This window comes from Streptomyces hokutonensis (genome assembly GCF_000376565.1).
In the GTDB taxonomy this organism is placed as follows: domain Bacteria; phylum Actinomycetota; class Actinomycetes; order Streptomycetales; family Streptomycetaceae; genus Streptomyces; species Streptomyces hokutonensis.
Genome location: NZ_BARG01000029.1, coordinates 35,485 through 54,800, shown reverse-complemented (window position 1 = coordinate 54,800; position 19,316 = coordinate 35,485). Strand labels below are relative to the sequence as shown.

At 70.3% G+C, this 19,316-nt stretch carries 17 protein-coding genes and 1 pseudogene; 4 read left to right on the top strand and 14 right to left on the bottom strand.

Going from position 1 to position 19,316, the window contains the following annotated elements; translation table 11 throughout:
• Positions 1 to 38 precede the first annotated feature (38 nt).
• The gene (locus SSP08S_RS55385; protein WP_158697171.1) at positions 39 to 545 is read left to right on the top strand and encodes a hypothetical protein; all 507 of its coding nucleotides are present in this window, start codon (positions 39 to 41) and stop codon (positions 543 to 545) included.
• Positions 539 to 1,030, top strand: a complete 492-nt coding sequence (locus SSP08S_RS16295; RefSeq protein WP_019068684.1) for a hypothetical protein — start codon at positions 539 to 541, stop codon at positions 1,028 to 1,030. The genes SSP08S_RS55385 and SSP08S_RS16295 overlap by 7 nt, the downstream gene beginning before the upstream one ends.
• Positions 1,031 to 1,037: 7 nt before the next feature.
• On the opposite strand, the gene cimA is transcribed toward SSP08S_RS16295, so the two are convergent.
• The 7 genes from cimA to ureA form a co-directional block, all read right to left on the bottom strand.
• Entirely contained in the window at positions 1,038 to 2,642 is a 1,605-nt protein-coding gene (cimA, locus tag SSP08S_RS16290) for a citramalate synthase (RefSeq protein WP_019068683.1), read from the bottom strand.
• Positions 2,643 to 2,944: 302 nt separating this feature from the next.
• On the bottom strand, positions 2,945 to 4,144 hold the full coding sequence (locus SSP08S_RS16285; protein WP_026178542.1) for a TolB-like translocation protein: 1,200 nt from the start codon (positions 4,142 to 4,144) through the stop codon (positions 2,945 to 2,947).
• 35 nt (positions 4,145 to 4,179) lie between these two features.
• Positions 4,180 to 5,448: a TolB-like translocation protein gene (locus tag SSP08S_RS55380; protein WP_158697170.1), complete on the bottom strand. Its 1,269-nt coding sequence runs from the start codon at positions 5,446 to 5,448 to the stop codon at positions 4,180 to 4,182.
• Positions 5,449 to 5,568: 120 nt separating this feature from the next.
• Positions 5,569 to 6,171 (bottom strand): TetR/AcrR family transcriptional regulator, encoded by a 603-nt coding sequence (locus SSP08S_RS16275; protein WP_019068682.1) that lies wholly within the window; start codon positions 6,169 to 6,171, stop codon positions 5,569 to 5,571.
• Positions 6,172 to 6,182: 11 nt separating this feature from the next.
• Positions 6,183 to 7,196, bottom strand: coding sequence for an agmatine deiminase family protein (locus SSP08S_RS16270; protein ID WP_019068681.1), 1,014 nt, complete (start codon positions 7,194 to 7,196; stop codon positions 6,183 to 6,185).
• 17 nt (positions 7,197 to 7,213) lie between these two features.
• Positions 7,214 to 8,887 carry an urease subunit alpha gene (locus SSP08S_RS16265; protein ID WP_019068680.1) on the bottom strand — a complete coding sequence of 558 codons (1,674 nt, stop codon included), beginning with the start codon at positions 8,885 to 8,887 and terminating at the stop codon, positions 7,214 to 7,216.
• On the bottom strand, positions 8,884 to 9,564 hold the full coding sequence (gene ureA, locus SSP08S_RS16260) for an urease subunit gamma (RefSeq protein ID WP_019068679.1): 681 nt from the start codon (positions 9,562 to 9,564) through the stop codon (positions 8,884 to 8,886). The genes SSP08S_RS16265 and ureA overlap by 4 nt, the downstream gene beginning before the upstream one ends.
• Before the next feature lie 117 nt (positions 9,565 to 9,681).
• On the opposite strand from ureA, the pseudogene SSP08S_RS55375 reads away from it, so the two are divergent.
• Positions 9,682 to 11,167, top strand: a pseudogene (locus SSP08S_RS55375) (cytosine permease).
• Here SSP08S_RS55375 and SSP08S_RS16250 read toward each other — a convergent pair.
• The 5 genes from SSP08S_RS16250 to SSP08S_RS16230 form a co-directional block, all read right to left on the bottom strand.
• Positions 11,145 to 11,348, bottom strand: a complete 204-nt coding sequence (locus SSP08S_RS16250) for a hypothetical protein (protein WP_158697169.1) — start codon at positions 11,346 to 11,348, stop codon at positions 11,145 to 11,147. The pseudogene SSP08S_RS55375 and the gene SSP08S_RS16250 sit on opposite strands and share 23 nt — an antisense overlap.
• Before the next feature lie 3 nt (positions 11,349 to 11,351).
• On the bottom strand, positions 11,352 to 12,653 hold the full coding sequence (locus tag SSP08S_RS16245) for a KamA family radical SAM protein (RefSeq protein ID WP_019068678.1): 1,302 nt from the start codon (positions 12,651 to 12,653) through the stop codon (positions 11,352 to 11,354).
• Between the two features lie 14 nt (positions 12,654 to 12,667).
• Positions 12,668 to 13,741, bottom strand: a complete 1,074-nt coding sequence (locus SSP08S_RS16240) for a hypothetical protein (RefSeq protein ID WP_158697168.1) — start codon at positions 13,739 to 13,741, stop codon at positions 12,668 to 12,670.
• A gap of 129 nt (positions 13,742 to 13,870) precedes the next feature.
• Positions 13,871 to 14,959: a branched-chain amino acid aminotransferase gene (locus tag SSP08S_RS16235; RefSeq protein WP_019068676.1), complete on the bottom strand. Its 1,089-nt coding sequence runs from the start codon at positions 14,957 to 14,959 to the stop codon at positions 13,871 to 13,873.
• A gap of 262 nt (positions 14,960 to 15,221) precedes the next feature.
• Entirely contained in the window at positions 15,222 to 16,265 is a 1,044-nt protein-coding gene (locus tag SSP08S_RS16230) for a 3-isopropylmalate dehydrogenase (RefSeq protein WP_019068675.1), read from the bottom strand.
• Positions 16,266 to 16,407: 142 nt separating this feature from the next.
• On the opposite strand from SSP08S_RS16230, the gene SSP08S_RS16225 reads away from it, so the two are divergent.
• On the top strand, positions 16,408 to 17,970 hold the full coding sequence (locus SSP08S_RS16225) for a purple acid phosphatase family protein (RefSeq protein WP_019068674.1): 1,563 nt from the start codon (positions 16,408 to 16,410) through the stop codon (positions 17,968 to 17,970).
• Between the two features lie 55 nt (positions 17,971 to 18,025).
• Here the strand turns inward: SSP08S_RS16225 and SSP08S_RS64180 are convergent, their stop codons facing one another.
• Both SSP08S_RS64180 and SSP08S_RS16215 read right to left on the bottom strand, forming a co-directional pair.
• On the bottom strand, positions 18,026 to 18,157 hold the full coding sequence (locus SSP08S_RS64180; RefSeq protein WP_019068673.1) for a hypothetical protein: 132 nt from the start codon (positions 18,155 to 18,157) through the stop codon (positions 18,026 to 18,028).
• A 224-nt stretch (positions 18,158 to 18,381) separates the two neighbouring features.
• A complete protein-coding gene (locus SSP08S_RS16215; protein WP_019068672.1) occupies positions 18,382 to 19,281 on the bottom strand; it encodes a LysR family transcriptional regulator in 900 nt (299 codons plus the stop codon).
• Between the last annotated feature and the right edge of the window lie 35 nt (positions 19,282 to 19,316).

Below are 19,316 nucleotides of genomic sequence, written 5' to 3'. Positions count from 1 at the left end.
GGGCGGGTCGTGTCCCGCCCTCGACGGGGGGGCGGGACATGAAACGTTTCTTAGTGGCGGTGGGTGCGGTCGCGGGGGGTGTGCTGCTCGGCGGGTGCAGCCCGGCTCAACAGTCGCTCGCGGCCGTCCGGTTGGACGAGGACGGTACGCCGGTCGCCACGGTGCGGCTGTGCGACGGTGACCATGGCAGCCGGGCGGAACTGAGCAGTTGGCCCACCAAGGACGCGGGCACCAGTGAGCCGCTCGACCAGCAGACCGGCTGGCGGCCCGATTTCGGCACGGCGGTGGAGGTCTCCACGGCGACGTTCCCGCTCTTCTCGCCGCCCGCCGCCTGGCACACGGAGGCGACCGGGCCGCAGCGGCTCCAGCCCGGCCGCACCTACGCCCTCGACGTCACCGGCCCCCGCGCGGGCTCGGACCCGTACGACATCGTGGTCTACTTCACCACCGCCGACCTGAACCGGCTGAAACCCGGCCAGGTCTGGGCCGACAGCCGTGCGATGAGCCAGGACGACTTCGACGACCTCGTGGACGACGCGTGCTGACCCGGGGGGCGGTGGCGGTTGCGGGTGTGGTGGCGGGGTGTCTGCTGCTCAGTGGGTGCGCGGCCGTAGATCTGCCGCTGGCCGGGGTGCGGCTCGGGGCGGACGGGGTGCCGCACGCGCTGATCCGGCCGTGCGGGGACGACGACTACCAGTCGCCGTCGCTCGACGGCTGGGCCAAGGGGATCGACGACGGACCGGTCACCACGGGGTGGGACGTGCGGAAGGAGAAGCTGAGCGGGGACGCAGAGTTCCCGCTCTTCTCGCCGCCGGCGGCCTGGCAGGCCCGGCACCGGGGCGAGCAGCGGCTCCTGCCGAAGCACCACTACAGGCTGACCTTCGAGCACTACATCACCGGCGACTCGTACAACGGGTTCGTCGACTTCTCCACCGAACAGATCACCGCCCTCAAGCCCGGCCAGGTCTGGGCCGACGACAAGGCCATGAGTCTCGGCGAGTTCGAGAAGCTCGCCGAGAACTCCTGTTGAGGGCGGGCTACTTGGCGGGCTCGACGCCGGCGCGGAGGAGGCCGTAGGTGTACGCGTCCTCCAACGCCTGCCAGGACGCGGCGATGACGTTCTCCGCGACGCCGACCGTCGACCACTCGCCCGAACCGTCGGACGTGGAGATCAGGACGCGGGTGGTGGACGACGTGCCGTGGACGCCTTCCAGGATGCGGACCTTGTAGTCGACGAGGTCGAGCTTGGCGAGCTGGGGGTAGATCTTCTCCAGGGCGACGCGGAGGGCGCGGTCGAGGGCGTTGACCGGGCCGTTGCCCTCGGCCGTGGCGACGATGCGCTCGCCCTTGGCGTAGAGCTTGACCGTGGCCTCGTTGGCGTGGCTGCCGTCGGGGCGGTCCTCGACGATCGCGCGCCAGGACTCGACCTGGAAGTAGGAGCGGGCCTTGCCCTCCGCCTCGGCGCGGAGGAGGAGCTCGAAGGAGGCGTCGGCCGCCTCGTAGGTGTAGCCCATGAGTTCGCGCTCCTTGACGCGGTCCACGACCCGGCCGACCAGTTCGCGGTCGCCGCTGATGTCGACGCCGAGTTCTTTGCCCTTGAGCTCGATGGAGGCGCGGCCCGCCATGTCGGAGACCAGCATGCGCATGGTGTTGCCGACCTGCTCGGGGTCGATGTGCTGGTACAGGTCCGGGTCGACCTTGATCGCGGAGGCGTGCAGGCCGGCCTTGTGGGCGAAGGCCGATACGCCGACGTAGGGCTGGTGCGTGGAGGGGGTGAGGTTCACGACCTCGGCGATCGCGTGCGAGATGCGGGTCATCTCGCGGAGCTTGCCGTCGGGGAGGACCTTCTTGCCGTACTTCAGCTCCAGGGCGGCGACGACCGGGAAGAGGTTGGCGTTGCCGACGCGCTCGCCGTAGCCGTTCGCCGTGCACTGGACGTGGGTCGCGCCCGCGTCGACGGCGGCGAGGGTGTTGGCGACCGCGCAGCCGGTGTCGTCCTGGGTGTGGATGCCGAGCCGGGCGCCGGTGTCGGCGAGGACGGTGGCGACGACCGCCTGGACCTGCGCCGGGAGCATCCCGCCGTTGGTGTCGCAGAGGATCACGACGGACGCGCCGGCCTCGGAGGCCGCGCGGACGACGGCCTTCGCGTACTCGGGGTTGGCGCGGTAGCCGTCGAAGAAGTGCTCGCAGTCGACGAAGACGCGGCGGCCCTGGGCGACCAGGTGGGAGACGGTGTCGCGGACCATCTCCAGGTTCTCGTCGAGGGTCGTGCGCAGGGCCAGCTCGACATGCCGGTCGTGCGACTTGGCGACCAGGGTGATGACATCGGCGCCGGAGTCCAGGAGCGCCTTGACCTGCGGGTCCTCGGCGGCCTTGGCGCCGGCGCGGCGGGTGGCGCCGAACGCGACCAGCTGCGCGTGCTTGAACTCGATCTCCTGCTGGGCGCGGGCGAAGAACTCGGTGTCCCTCGGGTTGGCGCCCGGCCAGCCGCCCTCGATGAAACCGACGCCGAAGTCGTCCAGGTGCCGGGCGATGGCCAGCTTGTCCGCGACGGTGAGGTTGATGCCCTCCCGCTGCGCGCCGTCACGCAGGGTCGTGTCGAAGACGTGGAACGCATCGTCGAGTGCGCTGGTTTCCGTCATGGTGTCTGGCTCCTGAGGATCTGAATCTCGGTCTGTACCGGAATGACCGGCTCCACCGTCCCTCAATGATCCCTCGCACTGCTTTCCCGGCTGAAGGTGGGCCAGAAAAGCGAAAAACCCCTCGCGGGTGCGAGAGGTCTGCGCGCGGGGCGAGAGACGACGGTGATCGCCCGTACCTGGTCGTACGAGGCGGTCACTGCGGACCGGCGCGCCTGCTGCCAATAATCGTGGCGAACGAGAACACGGGGGCAGTCTGGCACAGCCCCCGTGCCATGCTCACGTTCGTCTCAGGATGCGGTCGATCACTTCAGGTGACGTACGAAGACGTCGGTGGTGTCGTTGGCGTCGCCGCCCGGGATCAGTGTCGGGTCGTAGGTCAGGAACACGACCCGGCGGGCGCCGTCGGCGATCCCGCCCGGGGCGACGGTGGCCGAGGCCGTGCCGCCGGTGCGGTCCGGGGTGACGAGGGTCGTGGTGCCCCTCCTCAGGTCCCGCAGATAGACGGGGTTCTCCGTGCCGTACTGGCTGCCGGGTTCCACCACCTTCGACATGAACGTCACGTACCGGCCGTCGGCGCTCACCGCGGGCTCGCGGGTGTAGACCTCGCCGGTGCCGCCCTGGGTGCCGTGGATGCGGAGGTTCTCGCCGGTGGCGATGTCGTGCACGAACACGTTCCAGCTGACGTCGTTGTCGTCGGGGACTAGGTGCGTGTCCCGGGACTCGAAGACAACAGTGCGGCCGTTTCCGCCGATGGACGGTTTCAGGGACTCCTTCTCGGTCCCCGAGCCGTCGTAGGAGCGGTCGATCTGGGTGTACGCGTGGGTGCGGCGGTCGTACATCCACACGTCGCCCCAGTCGTCGCCGCGCGGGCCGTTCGCGTAGGTGTACTCGTAGACGACGCGCCGGCCGTCGTCGCTGACCGTCGGCGCGAAGGCGTTGCGGGGCTCCCAGGTCGGGCGGGGGTGGCTGATCCGCTCGGTGGTGCCGGCGACACGGTCGCGCAGGAAGACCACGGTGCCCTCGCCGGTCTGGTGGAGCGTGTAGACGGCGTAGCGGCCGTTGGGGCTGACGGAGAACTCGGCGGGCGGTCCGGTGAATCCTTCGGGGATCTCGATGCCGAAGGCTTTCTGCCCGGGCCTGCCCGGGGTGACCAGGTACGCGTCGTCGTTCTGGTGGTAGACGTAGCGGCCGTCGTTCAGGACGGCCACGATGCCGCCGAATCCGGCGAAGCGGGTGGTGTGGGTGCGCAGGTCCCGGATGTACATGCCGCCGTGCGGGACGTTCGGGTCGAGGTCCTCGGCGGCCGAATTGAAGGCGACGTAGCGGCCGTTGCGGCTGATGACGGGCCCGGACGAGGCGCCGTTGCCCGCCTGTCCCCCGGGCGTGACGCTCACCGGCTCGGCGTGCGCGACTCTGGGCGCGGCGCTCGCCACGGGCCCGGCGAGCACCGCGGTGGCGGCGATCAGGGCTGCGGCGAGGGCGGTGCGTGTGGTGGTGTTCAAGTGCGGTTCCCCCGTGAACTATCCATAGCCGTCGGTCAGTTGAGGCGGCCGACGAAGACGTCGGAGACGCCGTTGGTGTCGGCCGGGACGAGGTTGGTGGCCGGGGACGCGAGCGCGGCGGACCTGCCGTCCGCGTCGAGGTCGACCAGGTAGGTGGGAGCGTCGGCGCCCCGGGTCAGCTGTCGGATCGCACCGGTGCGCAGGTCCTTGACGAAGATGTCGGCGACGCCGTCCGTGTCGCCGGGGACGAGGTTCGTGGCGCTCGAACTGAACGCCGCGTACCGGCCGTTGGCGCTCAGGCTCACGCCGTAGCTGGCTCCGTCGCCCTGCGTGCCGTCGGCCGTGATGCTGAGGCGGACAGTGGTCTGCCTGGTCCGGTCGAAGAGGAACACGTCGGTCGTCTTGTTGGTGTCGCCGGGGACGAGGCTGTTGACGTTGGAGGCGAAGGCGACCAGGCGGGTGTCCGCGCTCATGGACGGCCCGAACGAACTGCTCTTGTAGACGAAAGCGGTGGGGATGCTGATCTGCTCGGTGACGCCCTTGACCCGGTCGCGGACATACACGTTCTGGGCATGGGTCCAGTCGTGCGCCGGGTCCAGCTGGGCCGACGTCGTGAACGCCACGTAGCGGCCGTCAGTGCCCAGCGCGGGCTGGAGCGCGTCGCCGTCGCCCTGGGCACCCCCTGTGGTGAACGCGACCAGTTCGTCACGGCCGGTCCTGCGGTCGTGGACGACCACGTCCTCACGGTCGTTGGTGTCGCCGGGCACGGTGTCCGGGGACGCGGTGACGTAGGCGACGTAGCGGCCGTTCCCGCTGATGGTGGGCCCGCTGTTGAGGTGGGGCGTCGGAGTGACCGGCGCGTGGCCGTGGCTGACGCGTTCGGTGCGGCCGGTCCGCAGGTCGCGGAGGTAGACGTCCTCGGCGCCGTTCCGGTCGCCCTTGGTGAGCGCGGCCGTGGTGACGAAGACGAGGTACCTGCCGTCCGCGCTGAACGCCGACCGGTCCACGATCGGTCCCTGCGCGACGCGCACCGTACGGCCGGTGCGCAGATCGCGGACGAAGAGGTCGGTGACGCCGTTCCGGTCGCCCGGGACGAGGTTGGTCGCGGCCGAGGCGAACGCCACATAGCGGCCGTCGGCGCTGATCGCGGGCGTGGTGGAGGCGCCGTCGGCCTGGGTGCCGCGGGCGCCGGTGCTGATCCGGTCGAGGCGGGGCGCGTGCGGTGCCGAGAGCGCCGGGGCGGCGGCGCCCAGCGCGAGGAGCAGCGCGGCCCCCAAGGAGATGCTTGAGGTGCGTGTGGACATGAACATGGTTCCCCCCGAAACCTTGTCTTCCCCCGGTCCCGCACCGGGGACTCACAAGGATGCAAGCGCACCGGGCACCCCGGGTCAATGCGCTCGTCTGCGTACAACCCGGGCGCACCTTCACGCGTCCGCGAGAAGCCCTTCCTCCACCAACTCCCTTACGTGGCCGAGAACTTGTGCCCGGTCCGTGCCGCGGAGGCCGATCGCGACATGGATGGAGAAGCCGTCGAGGAGGGCACGGAGGCGGGTGGCGAAGCGGTCGGGGTCGACGGGGCGGAACTCGCCGCGCGAGACGCCCTCCGCGAGCAGGGCGACGAGGTCGCGGTGCCAGACGCCCTCGATGGCGGCCTGCCGGTCGCGGGCCTCGTCGTCGGCGTTCTGCGACCGGTTCCAGACCTCCAGCCAGAGCGTCCAGTGCGGGTCGCGGTGGCCGTCGGGGACATACAGGTCGATGTACGCGTCGAGGCGTTCACGGGCCGTCCCCGCCGTGCGGGTGAGGAGGCGTCCGCGCTCCGCGCCCAGCCTGCCCTCGCTCCACTCCAGGGTCTGGAGCAGCAGTTCGTCCTTGGAGTGGAAGTAGTAGAGGAGATGGCCGCTGCTCATGCCGACCTCGCGGCCGAGCGCGGCCATGGTGAGCTGTTCCAGACCGCGTTCGGCGATCATGCGCATGGCTGCGGCGAGGACTTCCTCGCGCGGCGGCGCGTTCTTCCGCGCACCGGCCATCGCCCGACTCCCTAGACCCTCGGCTGCTGCTGCGTGATGCAGTGGATGCCTCCACCGCCCGCGAAGATCGTACGGGCGTCCACCGGTGTGACCGTCCGCTCGGGGAAGAGGCGCCGGAAGATGCCCGCCGCGATCTCGTCGCCCGGGTCGTCGAAGGCGCAGAGCACCACCCCGCCGTTGCAGAGGTAGTGGTTGATGTAGGAGTAGTCGACCCAGTGGCCGTCGGCCTCCAGGACGGTCGGGGCCGGGACCTCTACGACCTCCAACGGGCGGCCCTTCGCGTCGGTCTCGGCCCGCAGCAGCGCCAGGTACTCCTGGGAGCGGGCGTGGTCCGGGTGGGCCGGGTCGCGCTGGCTGTGGACCAGCACGGTGCCGGGGCGGGCGAAGGCAGCGACGATGTCGACGTGGCCCTGGGTGCCGTAGACGCCGTAGTCGCCGGTGAGGCCGTGCGGGAGCCAGATGGCCTTTGTGGTGCCGAGGTTGGCGTGGATCTCCGCCTCGACCTGCTCGCGGGTCCAGCCGGGGTTGCGGCCGGCGCCGAGCTGGACCGTCTCGGTGAGCAGGACCGTGCCGTCGCCGTCGACGTGGATCGCGCCGCCCTCGTTGACGAGCGTGCTGCTGAGTGCCGGTACTCCGGCCAGGTCCGCGACATGGCGGGCGATCTTGGCGTCGTGCTCCCAGCGAGCCCACTCCTGGGCGCCCCAGCCGTTGAACGTCCAGTCCACTGCGGCCAGTTGGGAGCCGTCGGTGACGAACGTGGGGCCGATGTCCCGCATCCACGCGTCGTCGAGATCGCGCTCGACCAACTCGACGTCCGGGCCCAGCAGTTCGCGCGCCGAGCCGCCCTGGCCCGGGCCGTGCACCATCGTCACCGGTTCGAAGCGGCGCACGGCACGGGCCACGGACGCCCAGGCGGCGCGGGCCTCCGTCAGCTCCTCGTCGGTGGTGAAGGTGGGGTTGGGTCCCGGCCAGGCCATCCAGGTGCGCTCGTGCGGGGCCCACTCGGGCGGCATGCGATAGGTCATGAGGAACTCCGGGGGGCCTAGAGGAAGTAGAGGCGGTTGAGGGAGACGGACTCGGCCGGTTCGGAGCGGATCGGTTCGCCGTCCAGGGTGACCAGGCCGGTGCGCTGGTCGACGTCGACCGCTCCGGTACGGGAGTTGAGGCGCAGGTCGGCGGGACCGATGCCACGGGTGCCGCGAACTGCCACCCGGCGGCGGCGAGTCGGCATCGAGTCGTTGCCCTGGTCCAGGGCCGCCTGCGCGACGAACGCCACGGAGATGTCGGCGGGTGTGCTGCCGTGCGCGCCGAACTGCGGTCCCAGGACCAGGGGTTCGCAGGTGTCGGTCGCCGCGTTCGGGTCGCCGACCACGCCGTACGCCGGGAACCCGGACTTCAGCACCAGTTGCGGTTTCGCGCCGAAGTACTCGGGCCGCCACAGCACGATGTCGGCGAGCTTGCCGACCTCCAGCGACCCCACCTCGTGGACAAGTCCGTGCGCGATCGCGGGGTTGATGGTCAGCTTGGCGATGTAGCGCAGGACGCGTTCGTTGTCGTGATCGGAGGATGGCGCACCGAACTCGGCCTTCATCTTCCCGGCCATCGCGAACGTACGGCGGACCGTCTCGCCCGCCCGGCCCATGCCCTGCGCGTCGGACGAGGTGATGCCGATCGCGCCCAGGTCGTGCAGCACGTCCTCGGCGCCCATCGTCCCGGCGCGGATGCGGTCGCGGGCCATCGCGGCGTCGCCGGGCAGGTCGGTCTTCAGGTCGTGGACGGAGACGATCATGCCGTAGTGCTCGGCGACCGCGTCCCGGCCGAAGGGGAGGGTGGGGTTGGTGGAGGAGCCGATGACGTTCGGAACTCCCGCCATTTTCAGGACGTTCGGCACGTGTCCGCCGCCGCAGCCCTCGATGTGGAAGGCGTGGATCGTGCGGCCCTCCAGCACCCGCAGGGTGTCCTCGACGGACAGGCACTCGTTCAACCCGTCGCTGTGCAGGGCGACTTGGACGTCGTGCTCCTCGGCGACCCGCAACGCGGTGTCCAGGGCGCGGGTGTGGGCGCCCATGTCCTCGTGCACCTTGAAGCCGGACGCGCCGCCCTCGGCCAGCGCCTCCACCAGGGGGGCCGCGTCGGACGACGAACCCCGGCCCAGGAAGCCGATGTTGACCGGCCAGGCGTCGAAGGCGTTGAAGGCGTGGCGCAGCGCCCAGGGCGAGTTGACGCCGACGCCCCACACCGGGCCGAACTCCTGCCCGATGATCGTGGTGACCCCGGAGGCGAGGGAGGCCTCCATGATGCGCGGCGACAGCAGATGGACGTGTGTGTCGACGGCACCGGCGGTGGCGATGAGCCCCTCGCCGGAGACGATGGACGTACCGGTGCCGACGACGACGTCGACCCCGTCGAGGGTGTCGGGGTTGCCGGCCCGCCCGATCGAGCAGATCCGCCCTTCCCTGATCCCGATGGACACCTTGCGGATGCCCTGCACGGCGTCGATCACGACGACATTGCTGACGACCACGTCGCAGGTCTCGCGCACGGCGGCGGCCTTGAGGTGCAGTCCGTCGCGGGCCGTCTTGCCGAAGCCGGCGAGGAACTCGTCGCCGTAGCGCTGCGCGTCCGACTCGACGCGGATCGTCAGACCCGAGTCGCCGAGGCGGACGCGGTCGCCGGCGCGGGGGCCGTGGGTGGCGGCGTACTCGTACGGGTTCACAGCTCAACTCCCAGGTAGCCGCAGGCGGTTGCCCGGCGCAGGGCCTCTTCCTTCGCGCCCGGCGCGTCCAGCGGGCCGTCGACGAGGCCGGCGAAACCGATGGCGATCCGCTCGCCGCCGATCGGCAGCAGACCGACCTCGGCGCTCTCGCCGGGACCGAAGCGGACGGACGATCCGGCGGGTACGGCGAGCCGCATGCCGTAGGCCTCGGCGCGCGGGAAGTCGAGGCGCGGGTTGGCCTCGAAGAAGTGGAAGTGGGAGGTCACGGAGACGGGGACGGTCGCGGTGTTGGTGACGGTGACCCGGACGACCGCCTCGGGCTCGGCGTGCGCGGGGCCGGGGAGGAGCGCGCCCGGGGCCTCGCCGCCGAGTCCGCCGCCGATGGGGTCGGAGACGACCGCGAGCCGCGAACCGTCGTCGAAGACGGCCTCGACATGGACCTCGGTGACGACGTCCGCGACGCCCGGCAGGACGTCGTCGGGCCCCAGGACCGACCGGGCACGCTCGATCGCGAGAGCGAGCCGGAGACCGTCCCGGGCGGCCTCGCACACGGTGTCCGCGATCAGTGCGGTGGCCTCCGGCACGTTGAGCCGGAGACCGCGCGCCTTGCGGGCGCGGGCCAGCTCGGCGGCGCCGAAGAGCAGCAGGCGGTCGCGTTCCGTCGGGGTCAGTCTCATCTCGCATCCCTCCTTTAGAGCATCACTCTAAACGGAAAATCCCGTTTCCGAAACGCTTGACGCGTCAGCAGCACTCGGTTCACATTGAGCGTCACTCTAAGAATGAGGTGACCCACCATGCCGATAGAACAGCGCGGAGTCGACACCATCCCCGACGAGGAGCGCACCAGCGGTCCGCGTGACCTCGTGTCGATCCTGCTCGGCTCCAACCTCTGCCTGGGCGTGATCATCTTCGGCTGGCTGCCGCCGTCCTTCGGCCTCGGCTGGTGGGCGTCGGTGAGCTCGATCGTCGTAGGCACGGTGGTCGGCACGGTGTTCACCGCCCCGCTGGCGCTGGTCTCCCTGCGCACCGCCACCAACCTGTCGACCTCGTCCGGCGCCCAGTTCGGGGTGCGGGGCCGGCTCGTCGGCTCGGTCGTGGGACTGCTGCTGGCCCTCGGCTACACCGCGCTGACCGTGTGGATCGGCGGCGATGTGATGGTGGGTGTGCTGGGGCGGCTGTTCGGACTGCCGGCGGGCGGGACGTCGTACGCCGTCGTGTACGCGCTGCTCGCCGGGGCGACCGTGGCGGGCGCGGTCTACGGCTACCGGGTGCTGCTCGCGATGTCCCGGGTGCTCTCGGTCGGCATGACCGCGCTGCTGGTCCTCGGCGTGTTCGCGTACGCCCCGCACTTCACCACCGGGGCGCTGCCGGGGGCGGGCGGCTATCTGCTGGGCGGGTTCTGGCCGACGTGGTGTCTGGCGACGGTGGCGGCGGGACTGTCCGGGCCGATCGCGTTCATCACCCTCCTCGGCGACTACACGCGCTACATCTCCCCGGCCCGCCACTCCTCCCGTACGGTCCTGCACGCGACCTGGCTCGGCCTGATCGCCGGTCTCCTCGTCCCCCAGCTCTTCGGCACGTTCACGGCGTTCGGGGCGCGCGCGGCTCTCGACTACGCGGGTCCGCTGGTGTCGGCGTCCCCCACCTGGTACCTGGTCCCGCTCCTCCTCGCCGCCTCGGCGGGCTCGGTCGGCAACGCCGGGCTGATGCTCTACTCCATGGGCCTCGACCTGGACGCGATCCTGCCCCGCGCCTCCCGGGCCCGGGCCACCTGCACGGTCGCGGTCGTCGCCACGGTGTGTGTCTTCGTCGGCCTCCCCCAAACGCTCGGCTTCGCTCGCGCCCGGGGGGACCCCCATCGCCTGGAACGCGCAGTCCGCGATGACGTCCTTCGTGCTCCTGCTGACGGCCATCGGCACCCCATGGGCGGTGATCACCCTCATCGGCTTCGCACGCTGCCGCGGGATGTACGACGCGGACGCCCTCCAGGTCTTCAACCGCCGCTCCCGAGGCGGCATCTACTGGTACCGCGCCGGCTGGAACATCCAGGCCGCGGTCTCCTGGGCGGTGGGCGCGGGGGTCGGCCTGCTCGCCGTGTCCCTGCCGTCGTACGAGGGGCCGTTGCTGTCGCTGACGGGCGGGGTGGACTGCAGTTTCCTGCTGTCGGGGGTGGTGGGCGGCGTGGTGTATCTGAGTCTGTCTCCCCGAACAGCCCCTGGCACGGGCCGCCCGGGCGAGGCCCCGGCCGGGGTCGGCGCTACAGCAGGCGAACGGCGGTGAAGGCGGGGATGCAAATGGCCATCGACCCGGCGAAAGCCAGCGCCGCCGATCTCACGACGGTGGTGGCTCCGTGGCGGTCTTCGACGCCGAGGAGAGCCGCGACCAGCGCCGCGACCACGGACAGCAGCACGGCGACGATCGCGTAGGCGACGGTCACCGCAGGCTGAGGTGAGGCACCCACGGATCACACCTGCCCGAGCCCTGGCAGGAACTCGCTCAAGCCGAACGCCGGCTTCAAGTCCGTGAACCACGTCGCGTTCTCGTCGTAGGCCGCGAAGAACGGGCGGTCCACGAGGGACGGGTCGCGGGCCTGGATCAGATGCAGCACGAAGACCTTCTCTCCGGCCACCTCCGCGATGCCGTCGACGCAGACCTTGCCCGGCATCGCGGACATCACCGGGCCGCGGACCGTGCGGGCGAGGCCGGAGACTCGGGCGTAGGCGTCGCGGAAGATCTGGTGGCCGCGGGCCAGCGGGACGCCGAAGTAGCCCTGGGGGCCGGTGTCGCGTTCCACGAACTGGTAGTACGGCACGGCGCCCAGCGTGGTCGTCTCGTCCCACAGTTCGGCCCAGGCCTCGGCGCTGTCGTTGATGCCGGCCACCAGCGGGCCCTGGCAGCGGATCACGGCGCCCGTGGCCCGTACCCGGCGCATCGCCTCCCGTACTACCGGCGGGCGGAGTTCCTGCGGATGCGTGAAGTGGGCCATGAGCGCCAGGTGACGGCCGCTCGCCACCACCTTCTCGAAGAGGCGCAGCAGGTCGTCGGCATCGCGGTCGGTCGTGAAGCGGTACGGCCAGAACGCGAGGGACTTGGTGCCGATGCGGATCGAGCGGATCGTGTCGATGTCGAGGAGCGGGTCGACGTAACGGCTCAGGACCTCGGTGCTCATGACCAGCGGGTCGCCGCCCGTGATGAGCGTGCTGGTGACCTCGGGGTGGGCGCGGAGGTAGGCGGACGTGGTCGCGATGTCGTCGGTGGCGATGCGGAGTTCGGACTCGCCGACGAACTGGGGCCAGCGGAAGCAGTACGTGCAGTAGGCGTGGCAGGTCTGGCCCTGGCGCGGGAAGACCAGCACCGTCTCGGGGTACTTGTGCTGGAGGCCTTCCAGGCGCTCGCCCTCGTGCACGGGCACGTTGGCGTCGAGCTGGCCCGAGGGGTGCGGGTTGAGCCGCATCCGGATCTCGTGGGCCGTGCGCAGGACTTCGGCCTTCGGCGCCTCCTGGGAGAGGAGGTCGGCCATCTGCTTGAGGTCGGGTTCGGGCAACATCCCGGCCTGCGGGAACGTCAGCCGGAAGATCGGATCGTCGGGCACCGCCGACCAGTCGATCAGCTCGTCGACGACGTAGCCGTTCGTACGGAAGGGCAGAACCGAGGAGACGGCCCTCAGGGCAAGCCGTTCGGTGGCCGACAGGGACACGCGGTTGAGCAGGCCGTCCAGGTCGCGGTGCGTGAGGGCGCGGAAGCGCGGGCGGTGCGTTGATCTCATGTGTGCCGGGGCCCCTATTCCGTGACCAGGACCGTGGGCGGCCTCAGCTCAAAGAACGTAGTCTCGAACGCACCGTACTTGTCCGCGAAGTGCTGCCTCAGCAGCTCATGCAGGTCGCTCTCGTCGTCGACAACGATCAGTTGATGAGCGCCTGGCACGTCCAAGGCCTCGCTGTACGCGGAGAGTTGGTCGGGCGAATGGCGGGCCAGGTATGAGACCAGGTCGTATCCAGGGACATACAGAGCACCCTCGACGAATACGAACCGGCAGCTGAACTCCCGCCGCCCGTCCGCCGCGTCAACCAGGGTCACCGGCATGTGGATAAATCGCTCCACTAGTTTGCCCTGCTGCCACAGCTCGTCGAAGCGTTGCTCCAAGAACGTGCCCAGTGGGGATCGCACCGCGACCTCCAGTTGGACGCCCTCGCCGGAGAGCCGACCGATGGTCAGGAAAGAGACCAGGCAACGGTCGTCCCAGCGGTACAGGGTGCCACCTGGGGACGTCGAACAAAGCCGCACTTCCATGAGCGGGCGGGACAAGTCGTCGAGCCGGCGGGCGAAGTGTTCAAGGGCGCGTATGTTGCTCAGGATCCCGAGCCGAACGACGGAATCCTGCTGACCCAGCTCAAGGCTGCGCCGGATGACGGCGGGCGAGTCGGGGTCGAGGAGCAGGATCTGAACTCGGGCACCATGCGCAGTGGCCTCTTTGACTCCTCGGAAGAAGCGCTCGGCGTACTGGGGGCCGAACAGGTTGGAGAAGGTGTCCAGCACCTTCACGTTCGAGATCGAGCCGTAGACCTGGGCGCTGAACCACTCGTAGTCGAGCCGAGGGTGTTCGCGAACCCGCCCCTCCTGTGCTCGGGCGATCAGCGGGCCGATTACGAAGACAGTGATGACGACACCGACGATGTCGGTGCCCAGGTTGAGGGTGAGGTTCTCGCCGAAGTTGTCCATACGCTTGGCGAGCCACAGCAACAGTCCGGCGCAGGCGGCAAGCAGGAGGAGCACCGTGAGGCTCTGCGGGCGGCGCGGGGTGCGTAGGGCACGTAGCAGCCAGCGCGGTCGCAGTGACGGCGTTCGTCCGTTCACCCGCGCTCCCTCCCCCGGCCGCGCCCGCGCACGACAGGGCGCGCTCCCCCCTCGCGAAATCAGTGGATACCCAAGCGAGGGAGGAGCTACGCGTCGAACCAACTTCCGGCCGTCGACCGGGAGCCCGGCTCAGCCCAGCGGGTGCATCCAGCCGTGCTTGTCCACGGTGTCACCGCGCTGGATGTCGAGCAGCGCGCCGCGCAAGCGCAGCGTGACCTCGCCGGGCTCGCCACCCGACTGCTGCCATTCCGCGCCGGTGCGCTTGACCGTGCCGACCGGGGTGATGACCGCGGCCGTGCCGCAGGCGAAGACCTCGGTCAGCGTGCCGTTCTCCGAGTCGCGCTGCCACTGGTCGATGGAGATGCGGCCCTCTTCCGGCTCGTAGCCGAGGTCGCGGGCGAGGGTGAGGAGGGAGTCGCGGGTGACGCCCTCCAGGATGGAGCCGGTGAGGGTGGGCGTGACGATCCTGTTGCCGTACACGAAGTACAGGTTCATGCCGCCGAGTTCCTCGACCCACTTGCGCTCGACCGCGTCGAGGTAGCAGACCTGGGCGCAGCCCTGCTCCGCGGCCTCGGCCTGGGCGAGGAGGGACGCGGCGTAGTTGCCGCCGGTCTTGGCGTCGCCCATGCCGCCGGGGACGGCGCGGACGTGGTCCTCGGAGACCCAGATGGAGACCGGCTTCACACCGCCGGGGAAGTAGGCACCGGCCGGGGAGGCGATGACCAGGAAGAGGTACTCGTTGGCGGGCTTCACGCCCAGGCCGACCTCGGTCGCGATCATGAACGGCCGCAGGTAGAGGGACTCCTCGCCGCCGTGCGCCGGGACCCAGTCGCGGTCCTGCTGGACCAGCAGGTCACAGGCCTCGATGAACGTCTCGACCGGCAACTCGGGCATGCCGAGGCGGCGGGCGGAGGTCTGGAAGCGGCGGGCGTTCTTCTCGGGGCGGAAGGTGGCGACGGAGCCGTCGGCCTGGCGGTACGCCTTGAGGCCCTCGAAGATCTCCTGCGCGTAGTGCAGGGTCATGTTCGCGGGGTCGAGGGAGAGCGGGCCGTAGGGCACGAGCTGGCCGTCGTGCCAGCCGCGGCCCTCGGTCCACTTGATCGTCACCATGTGATCGGTGAAGTGGCGGCCGAACCCGGGGTTCGCCAGAATCGCGTCGCGCTCGGCGGCGGAAAGTGGCGAGGCCGAGGGCTTGAGCTCGATCGTGGGCGTCGTCATGAGTGGTTGTCCTTCACCGGTTGTGTGTGACGGGCCGCGCTCACGCCCTCGACTGCCAGTGGCCAGTGTTAGGACGTCCGAGCATTCCCTCATTCCGCGGCCCCGCGTTCGATTATCGCGCGAGGGGGACCGTGGACGAAAACGGCGTGAATGCGACCCAGGGATGATGGTGGCACCCGGCGGGGACGTAAGAAAAGCCGCCGGGTGCGGTTGCGACCCGGCGGCTTCGAAATACTGCGTGAGTTTCGAGTGGCGCGGCGGGTCAGCCGGCTACTCGTACGGCGAGCGCGTCGCCGATCTCGGTGGTGCTGCGCGCGGGCTTGCCGGTGCGCTCCGCGAGGTCGGCGGAGACGGCCTCCTCGATGCGCACGGCCTCGGACTCGTAGCCGAGGTGGCGCAGCAGGAGGGCGACGGACAGGACCGTGGCGGTGGGGTCGGCCTTGCCCTGGCCCGCGATGTCGGGCGCGGAGCCGTGCACGGGCTCGAACATCGAGGGGAACTCGCCGGACGGGTTGATGTTCCCGCTCGCGGCGACGCCGATGCCGCCGGAGACGGCCGCGGCGAGGTCGGTGATGATGTCGCCGAAGAGGTTGTCGGTGACGATCACGTCGAACCGGGCCGGGTCGGTGACCAGGTAGATGGTCGCCGCGTCGACGTGGATGTAGTCGGTGGTGACCTCGGGGAACTCGGCCGCGACCTTGTTGAAGACGTTCGTCCACAGGTGGCCCGCGAAGGTCAGCACGTTGTTCTTGTGGACCAGCGTGAGCTTCTTGCGCGGGCGGGCCTGGGCGCGGGCGAACGCGTCCCGGACGACCCGCTCGACACCGAAGGCCGTGTTGACGGAGACCTCGGTGGCGACCTCGTGCTCCGTACCCTTGCGGATCGTGCCGCCGTTGCCCGTGTACGGGCCCTCGGTGCCCTCGCGGACCACGACGAAGTCGATCTCCGGCTCACCGGCGAGCGGGGTCGCCACACCCGGGAGCAGCTTGCTCGGCCGCAGGTTGACGTGGTGGTCGAAGGCGAAGCGGAGCTTCAGCAGGAAGCCGCGCTCAAGGACCCCGGACGGAACACTCGGATCCCCGATCGCGCCCAGCAGGATCGCGTCGTGCGGCTTCAGCGCGGCCAGGTCGGCGTCGGTGAGGGTCTCACCGGTCGCGTGGTAGCGGCGGGCGCCGAAGTCGAACTCCTTGGTCTCCAGCTTCACGTCCTGCGGAAGGACGGCGGAGAGGACCTTGAGACCTTCGGCCACGACTTCCTGACCGATGCCGTCACCGGGGATCACTGCGAGATCGATGCTGCGAGACATGCCCGACACCGTACTCCGCGTCCCATGGGATGACACCGGGTGTCCATGATTCGGACGCGCCTGGGCCACCGGCGTCGGCCGTTCGACGTACGTTCACCCTTACGCTTGGCCCCCGTTGAGCTTCTGGGGGAGTTTCATCGACATGGAGACACCAGACGTCGGCATCCCGGAACACCTCGCGGTCCGGATGAGCATGGCCGAGCAGTACGAGTACCTGCGCACCAAGCTGTCCCGGCGCCGCACGCTGGTGACGGCGGGCATGGTGGCGGGCGGCCTGCTGACGGGCTGCGCCGGCAAGGGCACCACCGACAGCAAGGCCGCGCTCCCCACCCCCGCCACCTCGAAGGTGCCCGGCGCGGTCGTCACCCCCTTCGGCCGCCATCTCGCCTTCGGCACCGACCCGAAGACGGAGATGCGGATCTCCTGGCAGGTGCCGTTCGCGGTCAAAGAGCCTTACGTACGTGTGGGGTTGAAGCCCGACGACCTCAGCCGGAGGATCACGGCGGAGATCCGCGACCTGCACACTCCCGGCCTCACCGGCGTCCGCCCCGCCGTCGAGCAGTACTACGTCCACGCGGCCCTGGACGGCCTCCACCCCGGCACGACGTACCACTACGGCGTCGGCCACGAGGGCTTCGACCCGGCCGCCCCGGCCCACCGCTCGACGATCGGTTCGTTCCGTACGGCGCCGGGGAGCCCGGAGAGGTTCGTGTTCACGGCCTTCGGCGACCAGGGCGTAAGCAACGCGGCAGCGGCCAACGACCACGTGATCCTGCGCGAGAACCCCGCCTTCCACCTGCACGCCGGTGACATCTGCTACGCCGACACCAACGGCCAGGGCAAGACGACGGACGGCTACGACCCGACGTACTGGGACCTCTTCCTCAAGCAGAACGAGGGCGTCTCCCGGACCGTCCCGTGGATGGTGACGACCGGCAACCACGACATGGAGGCCTGGTACTCCCCCGACGGCTACGGCGGCCAGCTCGCCCGCTGGTCCCTCCCGGACAACGGCTTCGACCCCTCGCACGCGCCGGGCGTGTACTCCTTCGTCTACGGCAATGTCGGCGTCGTGGCCCTCGACGCGAACGACGTGTCGTACGAGATCACCGCCAACCTCGGCTACACGGGCGGCAAGCAGACGAAGTGGCTGGACAGCAGACTGCGCGAACTGCGGGCGGCGAAGGGGGTCGACTTCCTCGTCGTCTTCTTCCACCACTGTGCCTACTCGACCTCCGCGCACGCCTCGGACGGCGGGGTGCGGAGCGAGTGGCTGCCGGTGTTCACGAAGCACCAGGTGGACCTCGTGATCAACGGGCACAACCACGTGTACGAGCGGACCGACGCGATCAAGAAGGGCGCGGTCGGCAGGGCGGTACCCATCGGCGCGTCCACCGATCCGACGAAGGACGGGATCGTCTACGTCACGGCGGGCGGCGGCGGCCGGGACCTGTACGGATTCCCCGCGGGCGTCAAGGAGAGCTACGAGGGGCACGTCACCCGGCACGGGACGGTCGACACCATGCAGTGGGCGAAGGGCCAGCACAGCCAGGCGGAGACGGTGGAGTGGTCGCGGGTGCGCTACCGGGGCTTCTCCCTGCTCTCGGTGGAGGCGGAGAGCGGCAGCACGCCGAGGCTCAGGGTGTCGGCGCTGGACCAGAACGGCAGGCGCATCGACCACTTCGAGGTGCGGCGCGGTCGATGAGACCGCGCCGCACCCCGTGCGGGCGCGGCTCCCGGCTAGTGGGTGTTACTGCGGCTCAGTGGCCGGTCTCGCCGCCGTTGTCCCGGCGGTCGAGGGCGCGCTGGAGGGCGGCGGCGGCGTTCTTGCGCTCGGACTCGCTGGTGCGGGTCACGTGGCGGACGCGGCGGCGGACGGTCGTCTCGGCCATGGGGAACCGACTCCTTCGATGATTCCTGGAGTACTGAAGGGGGTTACGAGACGCCGGAAGAGGCGGGGAGCCACGGACCACAGGGGTTGCCTGCGCGGTGTCCGGCTCACGGCCGCCATTCGCTTGGTCGAGCGAGACGTTCGGCTCCTACAAAGCTAGGACAGGACCGCGCATCTGTCTCCACAATTACTCGGACTTCCTACTATCTGAGACGGTGAAACGAGTCACGCGGCGTTGACCTGCGGTTTCCTTCCGGCCCGCAGTTCGCGGACCAGTGCCCTGACGACCGAAGTCGCCGCCAGTTCGGGCGTGGTCACATAGCCGACCTTCCGGGTCGGCCGCTCCGCCCCGAGATCGGTGACCTCGACCGAGGGCGGCGCCCCGGTGAGCGAGAGCCTCGGCATGATGGCCATGCCGAAACCACTGCTCACCATGGAGAGCACCGCCCCGTCGTCCTCGGCGCGCACCGTCGCCGCCGGGATCCAGTCCTGCGCGGCCCACCAGGCACGCGTGTGGGAGGAGCAGTTCTCGGCCCAGTCGACCAGCGGCAGCGAACGCGGCGCCGGGTGACCGACCGGGTGCACCAGCGCGTACGGCTCCTCCAGGAGTACGTCGCCCACCAGCCCCGGCGGGACCGGCGCACCGGTGCCGACGGTCGCGATCCCGAGGTCCGCCCGCCCCTCGGCCACCTCACCGGCGGTGCCGGGCCCGACCTCCCGGACCACCCGCACGGTCGGCTCGATCCCGGGGTGGGAGACGGCGAGGCGCTCCAGCACCGGCGGCAGCAGATACAGGGCCGCGCTGCGGAAGGCGGCGATCCGCAGCGGCCCGCCGACCACGGCCGTCCCCTCATCTCCGCCCCGTGTCTCGGCGACCATGACCTCCAGCATCCGCAGCACCCGCCGGGCGTGCGCAACGGCCCGCGCTCCGGCGGGTGTCGGCCTGGCGCCGTACCGCCCGCGCTCGAACAGCACGACGCCCAGCTTCCGTTCGATGCCGCGCACCGCGTGCGAGACGGCGGACTGGGTGCTACCGAGCCGTACTCCGGCCGCCGAGAACCCTCCCTCGTCGGCCACCGCGACCAGGGTCCTGAGCTCCTGCGGGCCAAGATCGACAGACTGCACTCGACGTCTCCCACCTGCTGCTATGAGGGCGATTC

Bases quoted from the DNA above. Each gene is read 5' to 3' on its own strand.
- SSP08S_RS16225 (WP_019068674.1), top strand. From the start codon at position 16,408: ATGGAGACACCAGACGTCGGCATCCCGGAACACCTCGCGGTCCGGATG.
- SSP08S_RS16245 (WP_019068678.1), bottom strand. From the start codon at position 12,653: ATGAGATCAACGCACCGCCCGCGCTTCCGCGCCCTCACGCACCGCGAC.
- SSP08S_RS16275 (WP_019068682.1), bottom strand. From the start codon at position 6,171: ATGGCCGGTGCGCGGAAGAACGCGCCGCCGCGCGAGGAAGTCCTCGCC.
- SSP08S_RS55385 (WP_158697171.1), top strand. From the start codon at position 39: ATGAAACGTTTCTTAGTGGCGGTGGGTGCGGTCGCGGGGGGTGTGCTG.
- SSP08S_RS55380 (WP_158697170.1), bottom strand. From the start codon at position 5,448: ATGTCCACACGCACCTCAAGCATCTCCTTGGGGGCCGCGCTGCTCCTC.
- SSP08S_RS16230 (WP_019068675.1), bottom strand. From the start codon at position 16,265: ATGTCTCGCAGCATCGATCTCGCAGTGATCCCCGGTGACGGCATCGGT.
- SSP08S_RS16235 (WP_019068676.1), bottom strand. From the start codon at position 14,959: ATGACGACGCCCACGATCGAGCTCAAGCCCTCGGCCTCGCCACTTTCC.
- ureA (WP_019068679.1), bottom strand. From the start codon at position 9,564: ATGAGACTGACCCCGACGGAACGCGACCGCCTGCTGCTCTTCGGCGCC.
- SSP08S_RS64180 (WP_019068673.1), bottom strand. From the start codon at position 18,157: ATGGCCGAGACGACCGTCCGCCGCCGCGTCCGCCACGTGACCCGCACC.
- SSP08S_RS16270 (WP_019068681.1), bottom strand. From the start codon at position 7,196: ATGACCTATCGCATGCCGCCCGAGTGGGCCCCGCACGAGCGCACCTGG.
- cimA (WP_019068683.1), bottom strand. From the start codon at position 2,642: ATGACGGAAACCAGCGCACTCGACGATGCGTTCCACGTCTTCGACACG.